At 68.8% G+C, this 17,903-nt stretch carries 15 protein-coding genes and 1 riboswitch; of the genes, 4 read left to right on the forward strand and 11 right to left on the reverse strand.

Annotation, left to right across the window (positions count from 1 at the left end):
- Positions 1-90: 90 nt before the first annotated feature.
- Complete coding sequence (locus tag ACWF0M_RS02980) at positions 91-1,515, forward strand: acyl-CoA carboxylase subunit beta (protein ID WP_452233917.1); 1,425 nt, start codon at positions 91-93, stop codon at positions 1,513-1,515.
- Between the two features lie 273 nt (positions 1,516-1,788).
- Here the strand turns inward: ACWF0M_RS02980 and ACWF0M_RS02985 are convergent, their stop codons facing one another.
- The gene (locus ACWF0M_RS02985; protein WP_130380557.1) at positions 1,789-2,286 is read right to left on the reverse strand and encodes a DUF3145 domain-containing protein; all 498 of its coding nucleotides are present in this window, start codon (positions 2,284-2,286) and stop codon (positions 1,789-1,791) included.
- Between the two features lie 201 nt (positions 2,287-2,487).
- Positions 2,488-3,498, reverse strand: coding sequence for a LacI family DNA-binding transcriptional regulator (locus tag ACWF0M_RS02990; protein ID WP_452233918.1), 1,011 nt, complete (start codon positions 3,496-3,498; stop codon positions 2,488-2,490).
- Between the two features lie 199 nt (positions 3,499-3,697).
- Between ACWF0M_RS02990 and ACWF0M_RS02995 the strand changes: the two genes are divergently transcribed.
- On the forward strand, positions 3,698-5,872 hold the full coding sequence (locus ACWF0M_RS02995; RefSeq protein WP_452233919.1) for a glycoside hydrolase family 9 protein: 2,175 nt from the start codon (positions 3,698-3,700) through the stop codon (positions 5,870-5,872).
- Here ACWF0M_RS02995 and ACWF0M_RS03000 read toward each other — a convergent pair.
- Genes ACWF0M_RS03000 through ACWF0M_RS03010 form a run of 3 tightly spaced genes read right to left on the reverse strand, consistent with a single transcriptional unit; the run spans position 5,869 to position 8,848 of the window.
- The gene (locus ACWF0M_RS03000; RefSeq protein WP_452233920.1) at positions 5,869-6,822 is read right to left on the reverse strand and encodes a VWA domain-containing protein; all 954 of its coding nucleotides are present in this window, start codon (positions 6,820-6,822) and stop codon (positions 5,869-5,871) included. The genes ACWF0M_RS02995 and ACWF0M_RS03000 overlap by 4 nt on opposite strands.
- A complete protein-coding gene (locus ACWF0M_RS03005; protein WP_452233921.1) occupies positions 6,822-7,784 on the reverse strand; it encodes a DUF58 domain-containing protein in 963 nt (320 codons plus the stop codon). The genes ACWF0M_RS03000 and ACWF0M_RS03005 overlap by 1 nt, the downstream gene beginning before the upstream one ends.
- 29 nt (positions 7,785-7,813) lie before the next feature.
- Positions 7,814-8,848: an AAA family ATPase gene (locus tag ACWF0M_RS03010; protein WP_452233922.1), complete on the reverse strand. Its 1,035-nt coding sequence runs from the start codon at positions 8,846-8,848 to the stop codon at positions 7,814-7,816.
- Positions 8,849-9,186: 338 nt separating this feature from the next.
- On the opposite strand from ACWF0M_RS03010, the gene ACWF0M_RS03015 reads away from it, so the two are divergent.
- Positions 9,187-10,038 carry a hypothetical protein gene (locus tag ACWF0M_RS03015; protein WP_452233923.1) on the forward strand — a complete coding sequence of 284 codons (852 nt, stop codon included), beginning with the start codon at positions 9,187-9,189 and terminating at the stop codon, positions 10,036-10,038.
- A gap of 11 nt (positions 10,039-10,049) precedes the next feature.
- On the opposite strand, the gene ACWF0M_RS03020 is transcribed toward ACWF0M_RS03015, so the two are convergent.
- The 6 genes from ACWF0M_RS03020 to ACWF0M_RS03045 form a co-directional block, all read right to left on the reverse strand.
- Positions 10,050-10,313, reverse strand: coding sequence for a CBU_0592 family membrane protein (locus ACWF0M_RS03020; RefSeq protein WP_452233924.1), 264 nt, complete (start codon positions 10,311-10,313; stop codon positions 10,050-10,052).
- Positions 10,314-10,337: 24 nt separating this feature from the next.
- Positions 10,338-10,402, reverse strand: a riboswitch (guanidine-III (ykkC-III) riboswitch).
- A 7-nt stretch (positions 10,403-10,409) separates the two neighbouring features.
- Positions 10,410-11,234 (reverse strand): aldo/keto reductase, encoded by an 825-nt coding sequence (locus tag ACWF0M_RS03025; RefSeq protein WP_452233925.1) that lies wholly within the window; start codon positions 11,232-11,234, stop codon positions 10,410-10,412.
- An 82-nt stretch (positions 11,235-11,316) separates the two neighbouring features.
- Positions 11,317-12,423, reverse strand: a complete 1,107-nt coding sequence (locus ACWF0M_RS03030) for a lactonase family protein (RefSeq protein ID WP_452233926.1) — start codon at positions 12,421-12,423, stop codon at positions 11,317-11,319.
- Positions 12,420-14,009 carry an alpha/beta fold hydrolase gene (locus tag ACWF0M_RS03035; RefSeq protein WP_452233927.1) on the reverse strand — a complete coding sequence of 530 codons (1,590 nt, stop codon included), beginning with the start codon at positions 14,007-14,009 and terminating at the stop codon, positions 12,420-12,422. The genes ACWF0M_RS03030 and ACWF0M_RS03035 overlap by 4 nt, the downstream gene beginning before the upstream one ends.
- Before the next feature lie 59 nt (positions 14,010-14,068).
- Entirely contained in the window at positions 14,069-14,998 is a 930-nt protein-coding gene (locus ACWF0M_RS03040; RefSeq protein WP_452233928.1) for an oxidoreductase, read from the reverse strand.
- Positions 14,999-15,055: 57 nt separating this feature from the next.
- Complete coding sequence (locus ACWF0M_RS03045) at positions 15,056-16,525, reverse strand: M36 family metallopeptidase (RefSeq protein WP_452233929.1); 1,470 nt, start codon at positions 16,523-16,525, stop codon at positions 15,056-15,058.
- Positions 16,526-16,732: 207 nt separating this feature from the next.
- On the opposite strand from ACWF0M_RS03045, the gene ACWF0M_RS03050 reads away from it, so the two are divergent.
- Positions 16,733-17,881 carry a winged helix DNA-binding domain-containing protein gene (locus tag ACWF0M_RS03050; protein WP_452233930.1) on the forward strand — a complete coding sequence of 383 codons (1,149 nt, stop codon included), beginning with the start codon at positions 16,733-16,735 and terminating at the stop codon, positions 17,879-17,881.
- Positions 17,882-17,903 lie beyond the last annotated feature (22 nt).

Raw genomic sequence — 17,903 nt, forward strand, 5'->3', positions numbered from 1 at the left:
GACAGGGTCATGGGGCTGTAACTCCCGGCCTTCCCTCGTCGCTCCGGTCGCTTCGCTCCCTACACTCCTCAGTCCAGGCCGGGAGGCCCCATGACCAGCGCCCCGGCAAAACCCGCCAAACTGCCCCGTGAGCTGGACCTGCGGAACCCGGTTACCCGGCTGACGAACCTGCTGGATCCGGGCAGTCTGGAGCTGATCACGCCGGACAATCTGTCCGGGATGGTCGCGGCGCGCGGGCGGATCGCCGGGGCGAAGGTCGTCGCGTTCTGCTCCGACGCCACCGTGATGGGCGGCGCAATGGGTGACGAGGGCTGCGACGTCGTGGTCAAGGCGTACGAGGTCGCCCGCGAGGAGCAGGTGCCGATCATCGGCCTGTGGCACTCCGGCGGCGCCCGGCTGGCCGAGGGCGTGCTCAGCCTGCACGCGGTCGGCAAGATCTTCTACGCGATGACGCAGGCGTCCGGGAAGATCCCGCAGATCTCCGTCGTCCTCGGCCCGGCCGCCGGCGGAGCGGCGTACGGTCCGGCGCTGACCGATGTCGTCATCCTCGGTCCGGAGGGCCGGATCTTCGTGACCGGCCCGGACGTGGTCCGCTCGGTCACCGGTGAGGACGTCGACATGCTCCGCCTCGGCGGACCCGAGCCGCACGGGCGGCGGTCCGGCGTCGTCCACATCACCACCGACAGCGAAGAGGCGGCACTGGAGCAGGCGCGCCGGCTGACCGATCTGCTCGCCAACCAGGGCACGATGTCGACCGCCATCCCGGACACCGATCTGTCCGGGTTCCTGCCCGAGTCGGCGAAGCGTGCGTACGACGTCCACCCGCTCGTCGGAGGAGTGCTCGACGAGGACTCCTCGGTCGAACTGCACCAGCGGTGGGCGCCGAACATCGTCACCACACTCGGTCGCCTCGGCGGCCGCACGATCGGTGTCATCGCCAACAACCCGCTCCGGCTCGGTGGTTGTCTGGACGCATTGTCCGCGGAGAAGGCGTCCCGGTTCGTGCGGATGTGCGACGCGTTCGGCGTACCGCTCGTCGTTCTGGTCGACGTACCGGGGTATCTGCCCGGTGTCGGTCAGGAGTGGGACGGTGTCGTACGACGGGGCGCCAAGCTGCTGCATGCGTTCGCGGAGTCCGTCGTACCGCGGGTGACCCTGGTGACCCGGAAGACGTACGGCGGGGCGTACATCGCGATGAACGCGCGCTCACTGGGCGCCACCCGGGTGTTCGCCTGGCCGCGTGCCGAGGTCGCCGTGATGGGCGCGGTGGCGGCCATCCGGGTCTTGCACCGCCGCAAGCTCGCCGAGGTGGACCCGGAGCTCCGGCCCCAGGTCGAGGCCGAACTGGCCGCGGAACACGAGAAGATTGCCGGCGGCATCGACCGCGCCATCGAGATCGGCGTCGTCGACGAGGTCGTCGAACCGACCCGCACCCGCACCGCCCTCGCGACCGCCCTGGCCAAGGCCGAGGCCGACGGACCGATCCGCGGCCACCACGGCAACATCCCGCTCTGAACCCTCGTTACGTCCGAAGAACTGTGGGCGATCGCCCTCACATCTTCGGACGTAACGGTCGGCGCAGACACAAGAAGGGCACGGATCCGGAGATCCGTGCCCTTCACGTGGTGCGGCCGCTGTTGTTCACAACCACCGGGGGTGTCCCGACACCCGGTGGCCCAGCGGCCACGGCCCCTCCCACCCTTGTACAACGTCTGATGCTCAGTCTCACCGAAAAGTTCGGCGAAATCCCTGAGTTCACAGGTTTCTTCTGAAGTTCTCAGTAACTCCTTAGACGACCTGGTGCAGCCAGCGCACGGGGGCGCCGTCGCCGGCGTAGCGGAAGGGCTCGAGTTCGTCGTCCCACGGGCGGCCGAGCAGCCGCTCGACCTCCTCGGTCAGGTCGGCCTCACCACTGGCCGCCTTCAGCATGGCCGCCTTCAACCGCTCCTCGGGCACCATGATGTCGCCGTGTACGCCGGTGGTCGCGTGGAAAACCCCGAGCGCCGGGGTGAACGAGTACCGCTCGCCTTCGACGCCGTTGCTCGGCTCCTCGGTCACCTCGAACCGGAGCTTCTGCCATCCGCGCAAGGCGGACGCCAACTTCGCCGCGGTCCCGGCCTCAGCCTGCCACGACAGTTCGGCCCGGTACTGACCCTGGGCCGCCGGCTGCGGTGTCCAGTCCAGTTTCACGGGCACGCCAAGGATGCCGCCCGCGGCCCACTCGACATGAGGGCACAACGCTGACGGCACCGTGTGGACGTACAGAACGCCACGAGTCGTCGCCACCGGGACCTCCTGTGCTCGAGGGGCGCCTTCCCCAGCGTTCTCGATCACTTGTCTGTCGGTCCTGGCGGTACAAATCCCTCAAGGCATCACAAGCCGCCCCGTGGAACTCTGGTACATCTTGCACCACAGCCCCCAGCAACACCAGCAACCTCGCCGTGTCAACTACATCACCGTCGTGTCGCGATCCCGCTCAGACAGGGCCTAGGCGGAGCCTCGGCGTACCAAGCGGGTCGGGAGGATGAGTGGCGTCGGCGTGTCACCGGAGATCAGCGCGAGCAGCATCCGCGCCATCTCCCGGCCGAGAGACTGGATCGGCTGGGCGATCGTGGTCAACGGCGGATCGAGGTGCCGGGCGCCCGCGATGTCGTTGAAACCGACGATCGCCACGTCGCCCGGAACCGAACGACCGGCCGCCTTCAGCACCTGCAGCGCGCCGACCGCCATCTGATCGGACGCGACGAACACCGCGTCCAGGTCGGCGTACCGATCGAGCAGCTCGCGCATCGCGGTGGTGCCGCCGTCCTCGGAGAAGTCGGCGTGGGCGACTCGGCCGGCGTCGAGTCCGGCGACGGCGAGCGCCTCCTGGAAGCCCTTGTACCGCGCACTGCCGGCACCTTCGTCCATCCGGCCGGTGATCGTGGCGACCCGGGTCCGTCCGCTCGCGATCAGGTGTTCGGTCGCGAGCCGTGCACCACCGCGGTTGTCCGCGTCGACGTAGTACCGCGGCTCGAAGCCGATCGGGCGCCCGCCGAACACCACCGGTACGTCGGACTGCTCGGCGAGCCGGGCGAGCGGGTCGTCGCCGTGCATCGACATCAGCATCACCCCGGCGGCCTGCCGTGTCCGCAGCAGCTGCTCGAGCCGGGTCTGTCCCCGCGACGACGTTGCCAGCAGCAACATCAGCTCCAGCTCGGTCTCGTCGAGCACCGTCGAGATGCCGACCACCACCTCGGCGAAGAACGGGTCCGCGAACACCTGTGCGCTGTCGCTGGAGATCGCGAGTACCACCGCACCGGCCTGCTGCGTCGCGAGCGCCCGCGCCGTTGCGTTGGGCACGTAGCCCAGGTCGGCGACTGCCCGCAGTACGGCGGCCCGTTTCGCCTTGCTGACGTGCGGGGCGTTGTTGATGACGCGCGATGCCGCCGACCGGGACACACCGGCTCGCTCGGCGACTTCGTCGAGCGTCACCTGGCGTCTGGAGAGGTCGGTCACCGGCGGTTCCTTACTTTTGGCGTAGGGCGAGCGTAGAACATCACGACCCGAAAGCGCCGTCCAGCGCGTCCGGTCGATCAAATTGGGAGCGGTTCCAGTGTGCATCTCGGTCTTGACACGGGCGCATGGGGTCGGCAGCATCAGGTCCCGATCGGTTCATAACTGCAAGCGCTCCCAGCCCGGTCTCCGGAGGCCTGCCATGCCCAGATCCCGACGGCGGTCCGGCGCGATCGCCCTGCTCGGCGCCCTCATCCTGCTCCCCCTCGTCACCCCACCGGCAGCCGCCGATCCGGCGTACGAGCGGGTCCTGAACGGGACTTTCGACGCAGAGAGGGAGCCGTGGTGGAGCAACATCCCGGCCAACGTGACGGACGGCCGGTTGTGCGCCCAGATCCCGGTCGGCACGGTCAATCCCTGGGACGCGATGATCGGCCAGGACGACCTGCCGCTCGAACAAGGTCAGCCGTACACGCTGAAGTTCGACGCGTCGACAAGCCGGCCGCTCCAGTTCCACGCCGTGCTCCAGCAGGCGGCCGCGCCGCACTCGACAGTGCTGAACAAGCCCGTCAACGCGACCACGGCCCCGCAGACGTTCGAGTTCACCGGCACGTCGCCGGTCACGGACACGCACGGTCAGGTGTCGTTCCAGGCGGGCGGCGCGACCGAGCCGTACACGCTCTGCCTCGACAACATCTCGGTCGTCGGCGGCATCGTGCCACCCGGCGGCGTGCGCGACGTCGGCTCACCGGTGCGCGTCAACCAGCTCGGGTACGTCGCCAGCGGCCCGAAGCGCGCCACCTACGTCACCACGGCAACCACCGCACAGACCTGGCAGCTCCTTGACGCAGGCAACCAGATCGTTGCCACCGGCAAGACCAAGCCGTACGGCGCCGACGCACTGTCCGGCGACAATGTCCAGCCGATCGACTTCGGCACCTACCATCGCACCGGGACGGGTTTCCGGCTGGCCGTCGGCGAGGACGTCAGCGAACCGTTCGACATCGGCGCCCACGTGTACGCCGGGCTTCGGAAGGACGCGCTCGAGTACTTCTACAACAACCGCAGCGGCATCCCGATCGAGGCGCAGTACGTCGGCGACGCCTACGCCCGCGCCGCCGGCCATCTCGGCATCGCCCCGAACAAAGGCGACACCTCCGTCCCGTGCTACCCCGGCACCTGCGACTACAGCCTCGACGTCCGCGGCGGTTGGTACGACGCCGGCGACCACGGGAAGTACGTCGTGAACGGCGCGCTCGCCGCGTGGCAGCTTCTCGATCTGTACGAGGAGACCGGTGCCGGTGTCGCGCTGAAGATTCCCGAGGCCGGCAACAGGACGCCCGACGTACTCGACGAGGCGCGGTGGGAGCTCGACTTCCTGCTGCGGATGCAGGCGCCGAACGGCATGGTGCACCACAAGGTCCACGACGAGAAATGGACCGGCCTCGGCCTCGCGCCCGCCGACGATCCGCAGCCACGCTATCTCTACCCGGTGTCGACCGCGGCCACGCTCAACCTCGCGGCCGTCGGCGCCCGTTGCGCCCGGGTCTACGCGCGCTGGGACCACCAGTTCGCATCGCGGTGCCTGGCCGCTGCCGAAACGGCCTGGAACGCGGCGCGGGAGCATCCGGCGGTGTACGCGCCCGCGGGTGGTGAAGGCGGTGGAGCGTACGACGACACGAAAGTGACGGACGAGTTCTCGTGGGCGGCCGCCGAGTTGTTCGCGACGACGGGCACAACGTCGTACAAGCGCTTCATCTCGACGACCCTGAACGCGGCCGACGGGTTCTCGTGGCAGGAGACCGGCGGACTCGCCGATCTCGCGCTCGCTCGCGTCCCGTGGCGGCTGTCACCGCTCGACCGCTGGAAGCTGCGCACGCGGATCACGGACGCGGCGGACACCTACCTGGCCGACCTGAAGTCCCAGGGGTACCCGAACCCGTACAAACCGGCGGACGGCCAGTACGTGTGGGGATCCAACTCTGCCACGGCCAACGACGCGATGATCCTCGCGATCGCCGCAGACCTCACCGGGCGACCCGCCTACCGATCGGTGGCGCTGGAGTCGCTGGACTACCTACTCGGCCGGAACGCGCTCAACCAGTCCTACATCACCGGGTACGGCGAACGCGCGAGCCACAACCAGCACCACCGCTTCTGGGCCCACTCGCTCAACCCCGCACTACCGTCGCCGTACCCCGGCTCGCTCGCCGGCGGCCCGAACTCGCACCTGCAGGATCCCGTTGCCCAACGCAACCTCCCGGGCTGCGCCCCCGCCAAGTGCTACCTCGACGAGATCGGCTCGTACTCGACCAACGAGGTCGCCATCAACTGGAACTCGGCCCTGGCCTGGCTGACCGCCTACGCCGATTCCTAGGGGAAGCGGGTCGCGAGGGCGATGCACGCGCCGGCCGCGGCGAGGGTGAAGAGCATCGCGATCCCGGCGTATCGGGCGGTGATCTCCTTGTCGACCTCGTCGTACCCGACCGAGGAGCCGATGTCCTTGTAGACGTCCTCGAGCTCGCCGGCCGACTCCGCGGTGTAGGCCTTGCCGCCGCTGATCTCGGCGACCGACCGCAGCTCGGCGCGGTCCGGTGGGACCCGCTGCCGGATGCCGTCCATCTCGATGAAGCCGGAATCGGTGCCGAAGCAGATCGTGTACACCGGGGTGCTCTTCGCCTTCGCCGCCTGCGCGCCCTCCTGGGCGGTCCGGCCGACGGTCCGCTTCCCGTCGGACAGCAGCACGATCCGCGCCGGGGCCGGCTCGGTCGGGTGGTCGGGGTCCGGCGGGACCTGGGTGAGCGCCTGCAGCGAGGTGAAGATGCCCTCACCGGTCGCGGTCGACTCGGCCAGCTCGAGCCCGTCGATCGAGCGCAGCACGGTCGCCCGATCGGTGGTCGGCGGCACGATGATCGACGCCGTACCAGCGAAGTTGACCAGCGCCACGTTGAACTTGCTCGGCAGCTGGTTGACGAAGTTCTTCGCCGACTTCTTCGCGGCCTCGAGCCGGTTCGGGTCGATGTCGGTGGCCATCATCGACAGCGAGACGTCGACCGCGACCACGATGGTGGCCCGCTCGCGTGGCACCTTCACCTTGTCCTTCGGCTGCGCGAACGCGACGACGCAGGTCAGCGCGGCCAGCAGCGCCAGCCCGACGGCCAGGTGCCGCCGCCACTGCGGCCGCCGCGGCGCGACGCGGTCCAGCAGCGCGATGTTGGTGAAGCGCAGCGCGTACTGCGAGCGGCGGCGCTGGAGAACGATGTACCCCGCGACGATCAGCGGGATGAGCAGCAGGAACCACAACCGCCCTGGAGACAGGAACTCCATCAGCGAGCCACTCCCTTCGGCGGTTGGTGCAGGCGGGACGCGACATGCCGGTAGGCGAGCACGAACCGCACGGTGTCGGCGACCCAGTCGCGGTCGGTCCGCAGGACCAGGTGCCCCGCACCTACCCTACGCAGGGCGGCCCGCGTTCGTTCCCGCTGCGCGAGCGCGGCGGTCGCGAACGCCTCCCGGACCTTACGCCGCCGGGTGTCGATCTCGCGGACCTCGCCGGTCTCCGGGTCACCGATCGTGACGACGCCGATGTTCGGCAGCTCCAGCTCGCGCGGGTCGACGATCTCGACCGCGAGCACCTGGTGCTGCGCGGTCAGCTTGCGCATCGCGCGCTCCCAGGACGGCTCGATCTGGCTGGCCACCTCGCCGTCCTGCGGGGTGAGGAAGTCGGAGACGATCACGCGCAGACCACGCTTACGCTGCGTCCGCGCCATCGACTCGATCGCCGCGGCCAGGTCGCTGCGGTGCACCTCCTGGTCGCCGTTGAACTGCTCCGCCAGCAATGCCCGCAGCAGGCCGTACAGCGCGAGCCGCCCGGACCGTGCCGGCCAGCGGCGCAGCGCGGAGTCGCGCAGCATCAGTCCGCCGAACCGGTCGCCGAGCCGGTGGGTCAAGAACCCGACCGTGGCGACGGCCGCGACCGCGAGCTCCCGCTTCTCGAGCGTCGACGTACCGAAGTCCATCGAGCCGGACAGGTCCACCAGCGCCCAGGTCTCCAGCTCACGGTCCGCGATCAGGTCGCGGACGTGCGGAACCGTGGTGCGCGCGGTGACCGCCCAGTCCATCCGCCGTACGTCGTCGCCGACCTGGTACTCACGCGCCTCGGCAAGCTCGGTGCCAGGCCCCGGCAACAGGCCGAGATGCTCCCCGTGCAAGTAGCCCTCGAGCCGCCGTACGACGGTCAGCTCGAGCCGCCGCAACGCACGCTCGGGGGCAAGCTGCGAGATAGTCATCGCAACTCGTGGATCTGGGCGGTTGGGCACTACACAAACTCCGGGCGGCCGGAGCCGTCGGTGCCGTCGCGCCATACCGGCTGCGGCGGCGGGACGGTGGCCAGGATCCGCTCGATCACGGCGCGCGGGTCGATGTTGTCCGCGACCGCATCGAAGGTCAGGCCGAGCCGGTGCCCCATCACGTCCAGTGCGACAGTCTGGATGTCGCTCGGCAGCAGGTAGTCCCGGCCGTGGATCAGCGCCAGCGCCCGGCCGGCCGCGATCAGGCCGAGGGTCGCGCGCGGGCTGACGCCGAGCTCGATGATCGGCTCCAGGTCGGGCAGGTGGAAGTCGGTCGGCGTACGGGTCGCCATCACCAGGCGTACGGCGTACTCCGCGACCAGGTTGTGGACGAACACCTGCTCCGCGGACCGCTGCAGTTCGAGGATCGTCTCCGGCTTCAGCACCTGCCGCGGCTCCGGCGGGTCGACACTCATCCGGCGGAGGATCTCGAACTCCTCGTGCCCGCGCGGATGCGGTACGTCGATCTTCACCAGGAACCGGTCCCGCTGCGCCTCGGGCAGCGGGTACACGCCCTCGGACTCGATCGGGTTCTGGGTCGCGATCACGATGAACGGCTTCGGCATCGGGAAGGTCTGGCCGCCGATCGACACCTGCCGCTCGGCCATCAGCTCCAGCATCGCGGACTGCACCTTGGCCGGGGCGCGGTTGACCTCGTCGGCCAGCACGAAGTTCACGAACGTCGGGCCGAGCTCGATGTCGAAGGCCTCGCGGGTCTGCCGGTAGATCCGGGTGCCGACGATGTCGGACGGGACCAGGTCAGGGGTGAACTGGATCCGGGCGAACGTACCCCCGACCACGCTGGCGAACGTCCGGACAGCCAGCGTCTTGGCGACGCCCGGAACACCCTCGAGCAGGCAGTGGCCCTTGGCCAGCAACGACACCATCAGGGTCTCGACCATGTGCTCCTGGCCGACGATCACCCGCTTCACCTCGCTGATCGCCTCGCCGATCAGCCGGGACTGCTGGGCCACCGAACCTGTCGGCACCGTGGTTTCGGTCATGCCTGTCCTTCCGGGGCCCGCACGCGAGCCTTGTCATTCCCCACCGTCTGCACCGCTGACAACACCCGCCATTCCATCAGATCACCGGGGCCAGCGCTCCCGGAGCCCCGTCCCATCCTCCCCCGCCACCCCAAATCCGCGCCCCGGCCCGCGCCCCCGCTCCGCGCCCCGCTCCGCGCCCCGCTCCGCGCCCCGCTCCGCGCCCCGGTCCGAGCTGGGCGCACTTTGTGCACGACATCCGTACGTCGGACGCGCCGCCGTACGGATCTGATGCACAAAGTGCGGCCCGGGAGGAGCGGCGGCGACAGTGCTACCGGGGATGTGGTGGGATTGGGGTGATGACTGCGACCGAATCCCAGCCTCAGGTGCAGCCGGCGGAGGTGCCGGCTGCGCTGGAGATTCCGGACGCCCTGCCGCTGCAGCCGGAGGACCCGCCGCGGGTCGGCGAGTTCTGGCTCCGCGGCCGGCTCGGCGCGAACGCGGCCGGCTACCTCTACACCGCCAGCTCCGAGGACGGCCGGGACGCGATCGTCGCGATGATGACCGAGGGATCGGCCGACGACGCCGCCGCCCGCGAACGGTTCGTGAACGCCGTCGACGAGCTGCCCGAGGACGCCGTACTCGCACACAACGACTCCGACGACGACGACCTCGCGCTCTGGGTCGCAGTCGGGCCGATCCGGGCCGACGACGGCTCCAGCGCGGCGTCCGACGAGCGTCTGATCGCCGAACGCCGCGGCGAGGAGATCCTGTCCGCGGTCCTGATGGACCGGATCCCGCAGCCCGGGAAGCTCCGCGGACCGGACTTCCGGCACTACTGGGAGAACCGGCGGCGCCCCGGCCTGTTCCGGATCTGGCCGCTGCCGTGGCCGAACGCGCTACGCCCCGCGTCGCGGTGGGCGCTGGCGCTCGCGCTGCTGACGATGGCTGTGATCATGGCGCTCGCGGTGTTCCTGGCCTGGCTGCTGTTCCGGCACGCCGCGCCGCTGGAGCCGGAGCCCGTCATCCCGACGCCGAGCGGGACCACGACGGTCACGGTCACCCCGACCACACCGCCGCCGGGGACCGGGACCGGCTCCGCCAGCCCCTCGACCGGCCCGTCGACGCCGACTACACCGAGCACCGGCATCCCAACGGTCGCGCCGTCCGGATCGCCCGGTACGGCGACCAACCCCGGCGACAAGTTCTAGGCCGCCTTCTTCTAGGCCGCTTGCTTCTCGGTCGCTTGTTCGCGGGGTAGCAGATTCAACAGACCGAGCAGGCTGATGACGGCCCAGCTGCCCTCCAGCAGCAGGAAGCCCCAGGACAGCTGCACGGCCGCGATCGTTGCCAGCACCCCCGATCCGAACAGGTTCAGGAGCTGGTACGTGATCGTGCGCTGCCGCAGCTTCCCGGCCTGGGCAGCCGCGAACGCGACCAGAACGGTGAGCGCACCAACGATTTCGACGACATCGAGCGTATGCATGGGACGACCCCCTCCCTGAGGGGCAAGGCGTCGTCTTCTCAGACCGGGTACGGCGCCGCTCGTCCGGGGAGCCCGCTGAAAGCCGAACTCCTGCTCTCAGGATAGCAAACGCATCAACTCCGGATCCTTCCAGAGCCGCTCCGGTACCGGCTGCCGGACGAGTGCCGCGTCGGCCCGGATCTCCGCGGGTGACGACGCCGCGATGAGCACCGACGTGACCGCGGAATGCCTGCTGGGAAAGGCGAGTGCGGCCTGCGGCAGCGAGACGCCGTACCGCTCACACACCGCCGAGAGCCGGCGCGCCTGGATGGTCTCCGTGTACAGCACCTGTGGCGTGAGTACGCCGGACACGACCGCGGAGACCCCGCGCGCGACGCAACGATCGAGCAGCGGCCTGGCCGACTGGTCGAGCAGCTCGTACTGCGCCGTCAGCAGCACGCAGTCCAGCTCGACGTCCCGCACCAGCCGATCGAGCTCGCGCCAGTCGTCCGACACCGCCCCGAATGCCTTGATCACGCCGTCGCGCCGCAGCCGATCGAGCACCGGGTACGCCGCGTCGTCCTGCGCGAACACCAGATCGACCGCGAGACCGAGTCGCTCGCTGCTCGCCCGGATCGAGTCCTCCGGGTCAGTGCCGACCACCTTCGTCGACACCAGGAACTCACCACGTGGCCGCCGCTGCAGCGCCGTACCGAGTCGTCGCTCGGACTCGCCGTACGCCGGGGACGTGTCGAAGAACCTGATGCCGGCCTGGTACGCCGCATCGACGGTCGCGACCGCTGCCGCGTCTCCTGTCGCGGTTGCGGTCCCGCCTTCTGGGTCAGCTTCTCGGTTGCCGAGGTGCGAGCCGCCGAGCCCGAACCGGGGCGGCCGGAACCGGGCCGTAGTGCGGGGCGCAAGCACCTGGCTGGGTGCAACCATCGCGCTCACCTCCGCTGATCGGTTACCTACCAGGATCAGGGCTCAGCGGCTTCCGCGCATCTCGACCTAGGGCCGGATCCGTTCAAACGTTGACGCAGACCGGGGTCGGCGTGCTGAAGTCGCCGGTCTGCGTCAGCGTGCCCGCCGTTTGGTCTACCAAAAAGGTCGTGACGTTGTTCGACTTCTGGTTGGCGACGAACAGCAGGCGGCCGGTCGGGTCGAACGCGGCATGCCGCGGCCAGTCCCCTCCGCAACTCGGCGTACCGACCAACTCGAGCCCCGCCTCCTTGGTCCGGAAGATCGAGACGCTGTTGTGGCCGCGATTCGTCACGTAGACAAAGTGGCCGTCGGCGGAGATCACGACCTCGCCCGGGTAGTTCTCCCCCGCCCCGGTCGGGATCGAGTCGAGCACCGTGAGTACGCCGTCCTGGTAGCCGCAGATCGTCACCGTGCTGTCGAGTTCATCGGCGACGTAGGCGTACTTGCCCGACGGATGGAATACCAAATGTCGCGGACCGGCACCGTTCTTGACCTTCGCCTGATGCTGCGGCGTGAGTCTCCCGGCCGTGAGCGCGTAGGTGTAGATCGTGTCGGTACCGAGATCGACGGCCAGCACGTACTCGTCGGCCTGCACCACCTGGTGCGCGTGCGGTGCATCTCCCTCGTGCTTGACCAGATCGGTTTGTTGCCCCAGGCTCCCATCCGCGGCGACAGGATGGACCGCGATGTCGCCGGATCCGTAGTTCGCGCTGAGCAGGTGGTCGCCGACCTTGGCCAGGTGACACGGGCCGGATCCCTTGTTGGGCTGGCGATTCAGGACTTTCGGCGTACCGGAGATGTCGATCGCCGTCACCGCGCCGGCGTCCTGCTCGTTCACGGCGTACAGGAAGTTGCCGTCCCGGATCACGAAGGACGGGTTTGGTATACCGTCGATGGTCCCGGTCCTGGTGATCTTGCCGCCGGCGTCGTACGTCGCGATGCCGATGCCGTCGCCGTACGTGCCGAGGTACATCGTGCCGCCGGCCACACGGCGTGCTCCCCGGCTGACCGCTTCCCCGCGCCGCGGGCCTTCGCGGTCCCAACCTTCGTAGTCCGGCGCCTCGCGGCGCGAGGGCTCGCGGGTTGCGGGCTGGTGGATCGGGACGAGGGCAGCGGTGAAGCCGAGGAATCCGCGGCGGCTCAGGTTCACGCCGCCACCGGAACGCTGACCCACGACGGATCGCCTGCCGGCGAACTGAACGTCACCGTCGACCCGATCACGCTCCGCCCGAGGTACCGCGGATCGACCGTGTCCACCACCAGCACGAGATGATGCCCGGCCGGCACCTCCCAACTCGTCGCCTCCAACCGGACGTCGAGCGGCACGGCCTTGCCCGGCGTCGCCCCGCGCAGCGTGTACGGCTTGTGCGAGATCAACGAGCCGACACCGAGCGCATCCACGTCGTACAGGTAGGCGAACAGCGACGTACTCGCCGCCGACGGCTTCACGGTGAGATGCACCTTCGGCGACCCGTTGACAACGGCCGCACGATCGAACGCCGGACCAGACCAAACGCCAGCGAACGTCCTGTCCACCAGTGGCGTCGCAACCCCGGTCGGAATCGACAGCAGCCCTTGCAGAGCACCTGATACGAGCGCGACTCCACTGTCGGCGACCGTTGGTATACCGGCTCCGATCGCCCGGCTCCACCCGGTCGACTCGTTCCCCTGCAGCGCACCGGCCTTCGTCAGGTACGACGTACGCGCCTGGCCGACCGCTGCCCAGTCGGCATACCCACGCCACACGCCGCGCTGCGACTTCAGCTGCACCGGCTCCTCCGTGTCCGCGCCGTTGTCCGCGCCGGTGAGGTAATGCCGCAACCAGCCGGCCAGCTCGTCCCACGTCTCATTTGGTAGACCAACCGCACCGCTCGCCTCCGGCGTGGCGTGATCGCCATGCGCCAGCAGCAGCCGCTTCGGGCCGGTCAGCGCGGTGAAGAAGTCCGTGTACTGCGACGGCGGGAAGATGGAGTCCTCGAACGCGTTCGCGAGGAAGACCGCCGGTTTCCGCGCGTTGATTTGGTCTACCATCGTCGCGGCCGACCGAACCGGCGACAGCTGCTTGGCCGCCGCGATCGCGCCGTCGAAGTCCCCGGTGACGAACTTCGTCTGCAACGACGCCATCTCCGGCCCCGGCCGTCCGGTGACGTTGCCCAGGGCAAGCAGACCGGCGACGGACTGGAGCGCAACCGTGTCGTTCGGATCCAGCGAGCGGATCAGGTCCGCCCAGCCGCTCATCGCGCCGACCGCCTTGATCCGCGGGTCCTTCGCCGCGGCGAGCAGCGACGTACCGGCGCCGTACGAGATCCCCACCGCGGCGACCTTGCTGGTATCCGCCGGCGTGTGCTCGTCCGCCCAGTCGATCACCTTGCTGACATCGGCGACGGTCGGCGGACCGGCGATGTCGATACCGCCGCCGGTATCCCAGAAGCCGCGGCTCGAGTACGAGATCACCTGGAACCCGGCCGCGGCCAGCTCCGCGCCCTGACCGACGTACTCGACGTTCGGCACACCCCAGCTCGACGGCATCACCACGAGCGGGAACGGCCCGTCGCCCTGCCCGGTCGGCGTGAGTACGACGGCGCCGATCTCGATCCCGTCAACGCCGGGGATGCGTTGGTACGCCGTACTGAAACCTGGAGCGGTCTGGCTCGCATCCGCACGCGGACCGATCGCGGTCAGGGTCACGGCGATCAGGGTCACGGCTACTGCAAGGGCGGCAGCGTACTTGCGCACTGGAGGACCTCCGGCAACTGGAATTACCGGAGGGTAACCAGAAAGTTGCCGCTATGTCACTACCTCGGCACGGTGAGTGCCGGATCGACCTCGGTTGCCTCGACCGACCACGCCCAGAGATCCTTCGCCAGCGCGGGATCCTGCGCGGTACGGGTCGGCAGCACGACCTTCGGCGTACCGCGGTACTCGAAGAAGCTCGGGCCGACGAACGATCCAGGACGCAGATCCGGGTACGTCGCGGCGTACAGAGTCGGCCAGGCACCGGCCGCCGCGGACTGCGCGACCATGCGCGTCCCAGCGCTCCACAGCCGCGCTTGCAGGGCACTCCCGGCGAGCTCAGGACCGGCTGCCTGGAGATGAGTCGCCGCGTACCCGGGATGCGCCCCCGCGCTCAGCAGATCGGCTCCGGCGGCGCGGGCGCGACGGTCGAGCTCCAGCATGAAGAGCAGATTGGCGAGCTTCGACTTCCCGTACGCCTCCCACTTCCGATAGCTGTCCGCCGGCCGCCGCAGGTCGTCCTCGCTGATGCCGCGCACAGTCTTGTGCATGAACGAGCTGACCGTGACCACCCGACTGCCCTTGACCAGCAACGGAAGCAGCCGGCCGGTCAGCGCGAAATGCCCGAGATGATTCGTACCGAGTTGCAGCTCGAACCCGTCAATGGTCTGCCGGTACGGCGGTGCCATCACGCCGGCGTTGTTGATCAGCAGATCCAGCCTGTCGTACGACTTGACGACCTCGTCGGCCGCCCGCTCGACACTCGCCAGATCGGCCAGGTCCAGCTCGAGGACCGTCGGCGCGCGCCCGCCCTTCTGCGTCAGCGTTTCCGCCGCCCGCGCCGCCTTCTCCGGATTCCGCGCGGCGACCAGCACGTCCGCGCCGTGTCTGAGCAGTTCCAGCGCGGTCTCGTACCCGAGTCCGCTGGTGGCACCCGTCACGAGCGCCAGTCGTCCGGTGAGGTCGGGAATATCCGCCGTACTCCAGGTCATGCGCCCACAGTAGTCGTGGGCGCACGGCCTGGTGTTGTCACGGGTGAATGCTGGTTGTTACGGGAGGATCTTGCGGTCCTGGAAGGCCTTCGTTACCTGGGCGGCCGCGGGCTTTCCGTACAGCAGCCGGGCAGCCTGGACGGTGTCCTGGGCCGCGGCGGCGAACGACGTGTCGGGGTCGTAGAAGAACGTCGACTCGAGGATCAGCTTGTTCGCCTTGGTCCGGCCGAGCGCCTGGTGGATGTCCCACAGCGCGTTCGACCAGATCTCGCCGTCGTCATGAACCTCACCGGTCTTGTCGTCGATGGTCTTGCCGGTGTCCGTCCGGCGCAGGCAGTGCGGCTCGTCGCTGGTGTACGACGTGGCGTCCCAGTCCATCACGCACGGCAGCTCGAAGCCCCTGCTCACCGGCACCGACATCGTCACGGCCCAGTAGTCGCCGAAGCCCTCGCCGATCGCGCCGGCCTCCTCCGACTCGCCGAAGCCCGGCACCACGTCGTCCTGGATCGCGTGCCCGTACTCGTGCCAGATCACCTCGGCGTCCTCGGCGTCGTCGACACCACCCTCGCCGACCGTGATCATGTCCGTCGACGGGTCGTAGAACGAGTTGTCACCGGAGAACGTGTCGACCGAGAAGTCCTGCGACTCGTTGTTGACCTCGGTGAACCCGAGCTGGTGGATGTACTCCTGCGTCTGGTTGATGTGGTAATACACCATCACCTGCTCGAACTTGTCGTTCGCGCGCTGGTACACGAAGGTGTTGGTCTTGCTCTGCGCGAGGCCGCCCTTGGCTTCGGTGATGTTGACGTAGGAGCCGTTGAGCTTGCCGGAGCCGTCCAGGTTGCGCAGGATCACGTTCTTCTGCGCCAGGAACAAGGCGTCCTGGTTCTTGTCGTTCTGATCGGTCAGCTTCTCGTTCTGCTCACTGACCACCGGATTCGGGTCGAACACCGAGCCGCGGCCGTCGACGTTGTCGCTGATCACCTTCGACTCGACGACGGTGCCGGTGTCCGCGTCGACGAGCGAGCGGCTGACGCCCTCGGCCGAGCGGCTGGTGACGTTCCAGACCAGGCGCGCGTTCGGCCCGCCGATCACCGCGAGCTGCGCGGCGCCACTGGTCGCGCCCGGCTGCGGAACGAGGTTCTTGTTCGGCCCAGCGATCCGGGCACGATTCGCACGCGCGGTGACCGCAGTGTTGGCAGTCTGCGTGGCCGACGCCGGCGCGACCGCCGCGCTGACATCCAGGTTCGCCGGTACGGCGTCCCGGCCGTCCGCGATCTGCACCGCGCCGTCCTTCGCCACATGCTTCGCGTAGTACCCGTTGATCACCGGCAGGCCCTTGAAGGTCTGCTGGTACCAATAGTGCTTCCCGAGCAGCGACGTCTTCGTCTTGATCAGCTTGAGTCCGTTCGGATTGGCCGTCGCTGCCTCCGGCGCGGCCCCCGCAGCGCTGGTGAACGACAACCCGAGCGAGACAGTGGCCAGCCCAGCGACGACGGCCACGATCGCCGTACGGCGTTTCCTCATCCGTTTCCCTCCCACATCCAGGTTGCGTAACGCAACCACTACGGTCCGTCGAACCCTAGTTCCGCGCCGCACTCACTGGGAAGCAGATCGTCACCACATCGACCCCCTGCAAGGGATAACCCTCCGAACCTGCGCACGGAAGTAGCGGACCGAACCTGTCCGCTTCTCCGCCTACCGTTGGATCCGCCGATCAGAGAGGATCCCGCCATGACGAAGCTGAGCCTGCAGGCCCTGAACCGCGCCACCCTCGACCGCCAGTGGCTCCTCGAACGCCACGACGCGACCGCCCTGGACGCGATCGAACACCTCGTCGGCATGCAGGCCCAATCCCCGCAAGCGCCGTACGTCGGCCTCTGGACCCGGCTCACGAACTTCGACCCCGCCGACCTCTCCACCCTCCTGGAAACCCGCCAGGCCGTCCGCGGATCGATGATGCGAGCAACCATCCACCTGGTCTCCAGCCGCGACTTCCTCGCCTTCCGCCCACTCATCCAGGCCCGCCTGGAACGCGAGGTCTACCAGAACCAGACCTACGGCCGGCACCGCCTGGAAGGCCTCGACATGGACGCCGTCCTCGCCGCCGGCATCGCCCGCATGACCGAAAGCCCCGCCACCGCCGCCCAACTCCGCGACCACCTGGCCCCCCTCTACCCCGACCGCGACCCCGCCGCCCTCGCCCACGCCGTCCGCTGCCTACTCCCCACCATCCAAACCCCACCCCGAGGCCTCTGGAACAAACCCGGCCAACCCACCCTCACCACCGCCCCCCTCTGGCTCCCCCAACCCCCCACCCCCGGCGCCACCCCTGTCGACTCCTCATCCGCCCCCGCAGACGACTCATCTCCGACCGTAGAGGCGATGGTCCTCCGCTACCTCGCCGCCTACGGCCCCGCCTCAATAGCCGACGCCCAAACCTGGTCCGGCCTCACCCGCCTGTCCGAAGTCTTCGACCGCCTGGACCTCCGCACCTACACCGACGCCACCACAGACCGAACCCTCTACGACCTCCCCGACCTCCCCCTCCCCCACGAAGACACCGAAGCCCCCACCCGCTTCCTCCCCGAATACGACAACCTCCTCCTATCCCACCAAGACCGAACCCGCTTCCTGGACACCCCCACCCGCCAACGCCTGACCCTCCACGAAGTCCTCACCAAAGGCTCGGTCCTCCACGACGGCCACCCCAAAGCCCTCTGGAAACTAACCAAAAACACCAAAACCCAAGCCATCCTTGAAATCACCCCCTTCACCCCCCTAACCCCCCAAGCCTGGACCTCCATAGAAACCGAAGCCCATTCCCTCCTAACCTTCACCACCCCAACCGCCACCCCCCAAATCAAACGCCTCGACTCCTAAAACACAACAGCCCGACCACAAG

Source organism: Kribbella sp. NPDC055110 (assembly GCF_053607525.1).

Coding starts and splice junctions, on each gene's coding strand:
- ACWF0M_RS03005 (WP_452233921.1), bottom strand. CDS start 7,784: ATGACTATCTCGCAGCTTGCCCCCGAGCGTGCGTTGCGGCGGCTCGAG.
- ACWF0M_RS03050 (WP_452233930.1), top strand. CDS start 16,733: ATGACGAAGCTGAGCCTGCAGGCCCTGAACCGCGCCACCCTCGACCGC.
- ACWF0M_RS03040 (WP_452233928.1), bottom strand. CDS start 14,998: ATGACCTGGAGTACGGCGGATATTCCCGACCTCACCGGACGACTGGCG.
- ACWF0M_RS03015 (WP_452233923.1), top strand. CDS start 9,187: ATGACTGCGACCGAATCCCAGCCTCAGGTGCAGCCGGCGGAGGTGCCG.
- ACWF0M_RS02980 (WP_452233917.1), top strand. CDS start 91: ATGACCAGCGCCCCGGCAAAACCCGCCAAACTGCCCCGTGAGCTGGAC.
- ACWF0M_RS03000 (WP_452233920.1), bottom strand. CDS start 6,822: ATGGAGTTCCTGTCTCCAGGGCGGTTGTGGTTCCTGCTGCTCATCCCG.
- ACWF0M_RS03010 (WP_452233922.1), bottom strand. CDS start 8,848: ATGACCGAAACCACGGTGCCGACAGGTTCGGTGGCCCAGCAGTCCCGG.
- ACWF0M_RS02995 (WP_452233919.1), top strand. CDS start 3,698: ATGCCCAGATCCCGACGGCGGTCCGGCGCGATCGCCCTGCTCGGCGCC.
- ACWF0M_RS03025 (WP_452233925.1), bottom strand. CDS start 11,234: ATGGTTGCACCCAGCCAGGTGCTTGCGCCCCGCACTACGGCCCGGTTC.
- ACWF0M_RS03045 (WP_452233929.1), bottom strand. CDS start 16,525: ATGAGGAAACGCCGTACGGCGATCGTGGCCGTCGTCGCTGGGCTGGCC.
- ACWF0M_RS03020 (WP_452233924.1), bottom strand. CDS start 10,313: ATGCATACGCTCGATGTCGTCGAAATCGTTGGTGCGCTCACCGTTCTG.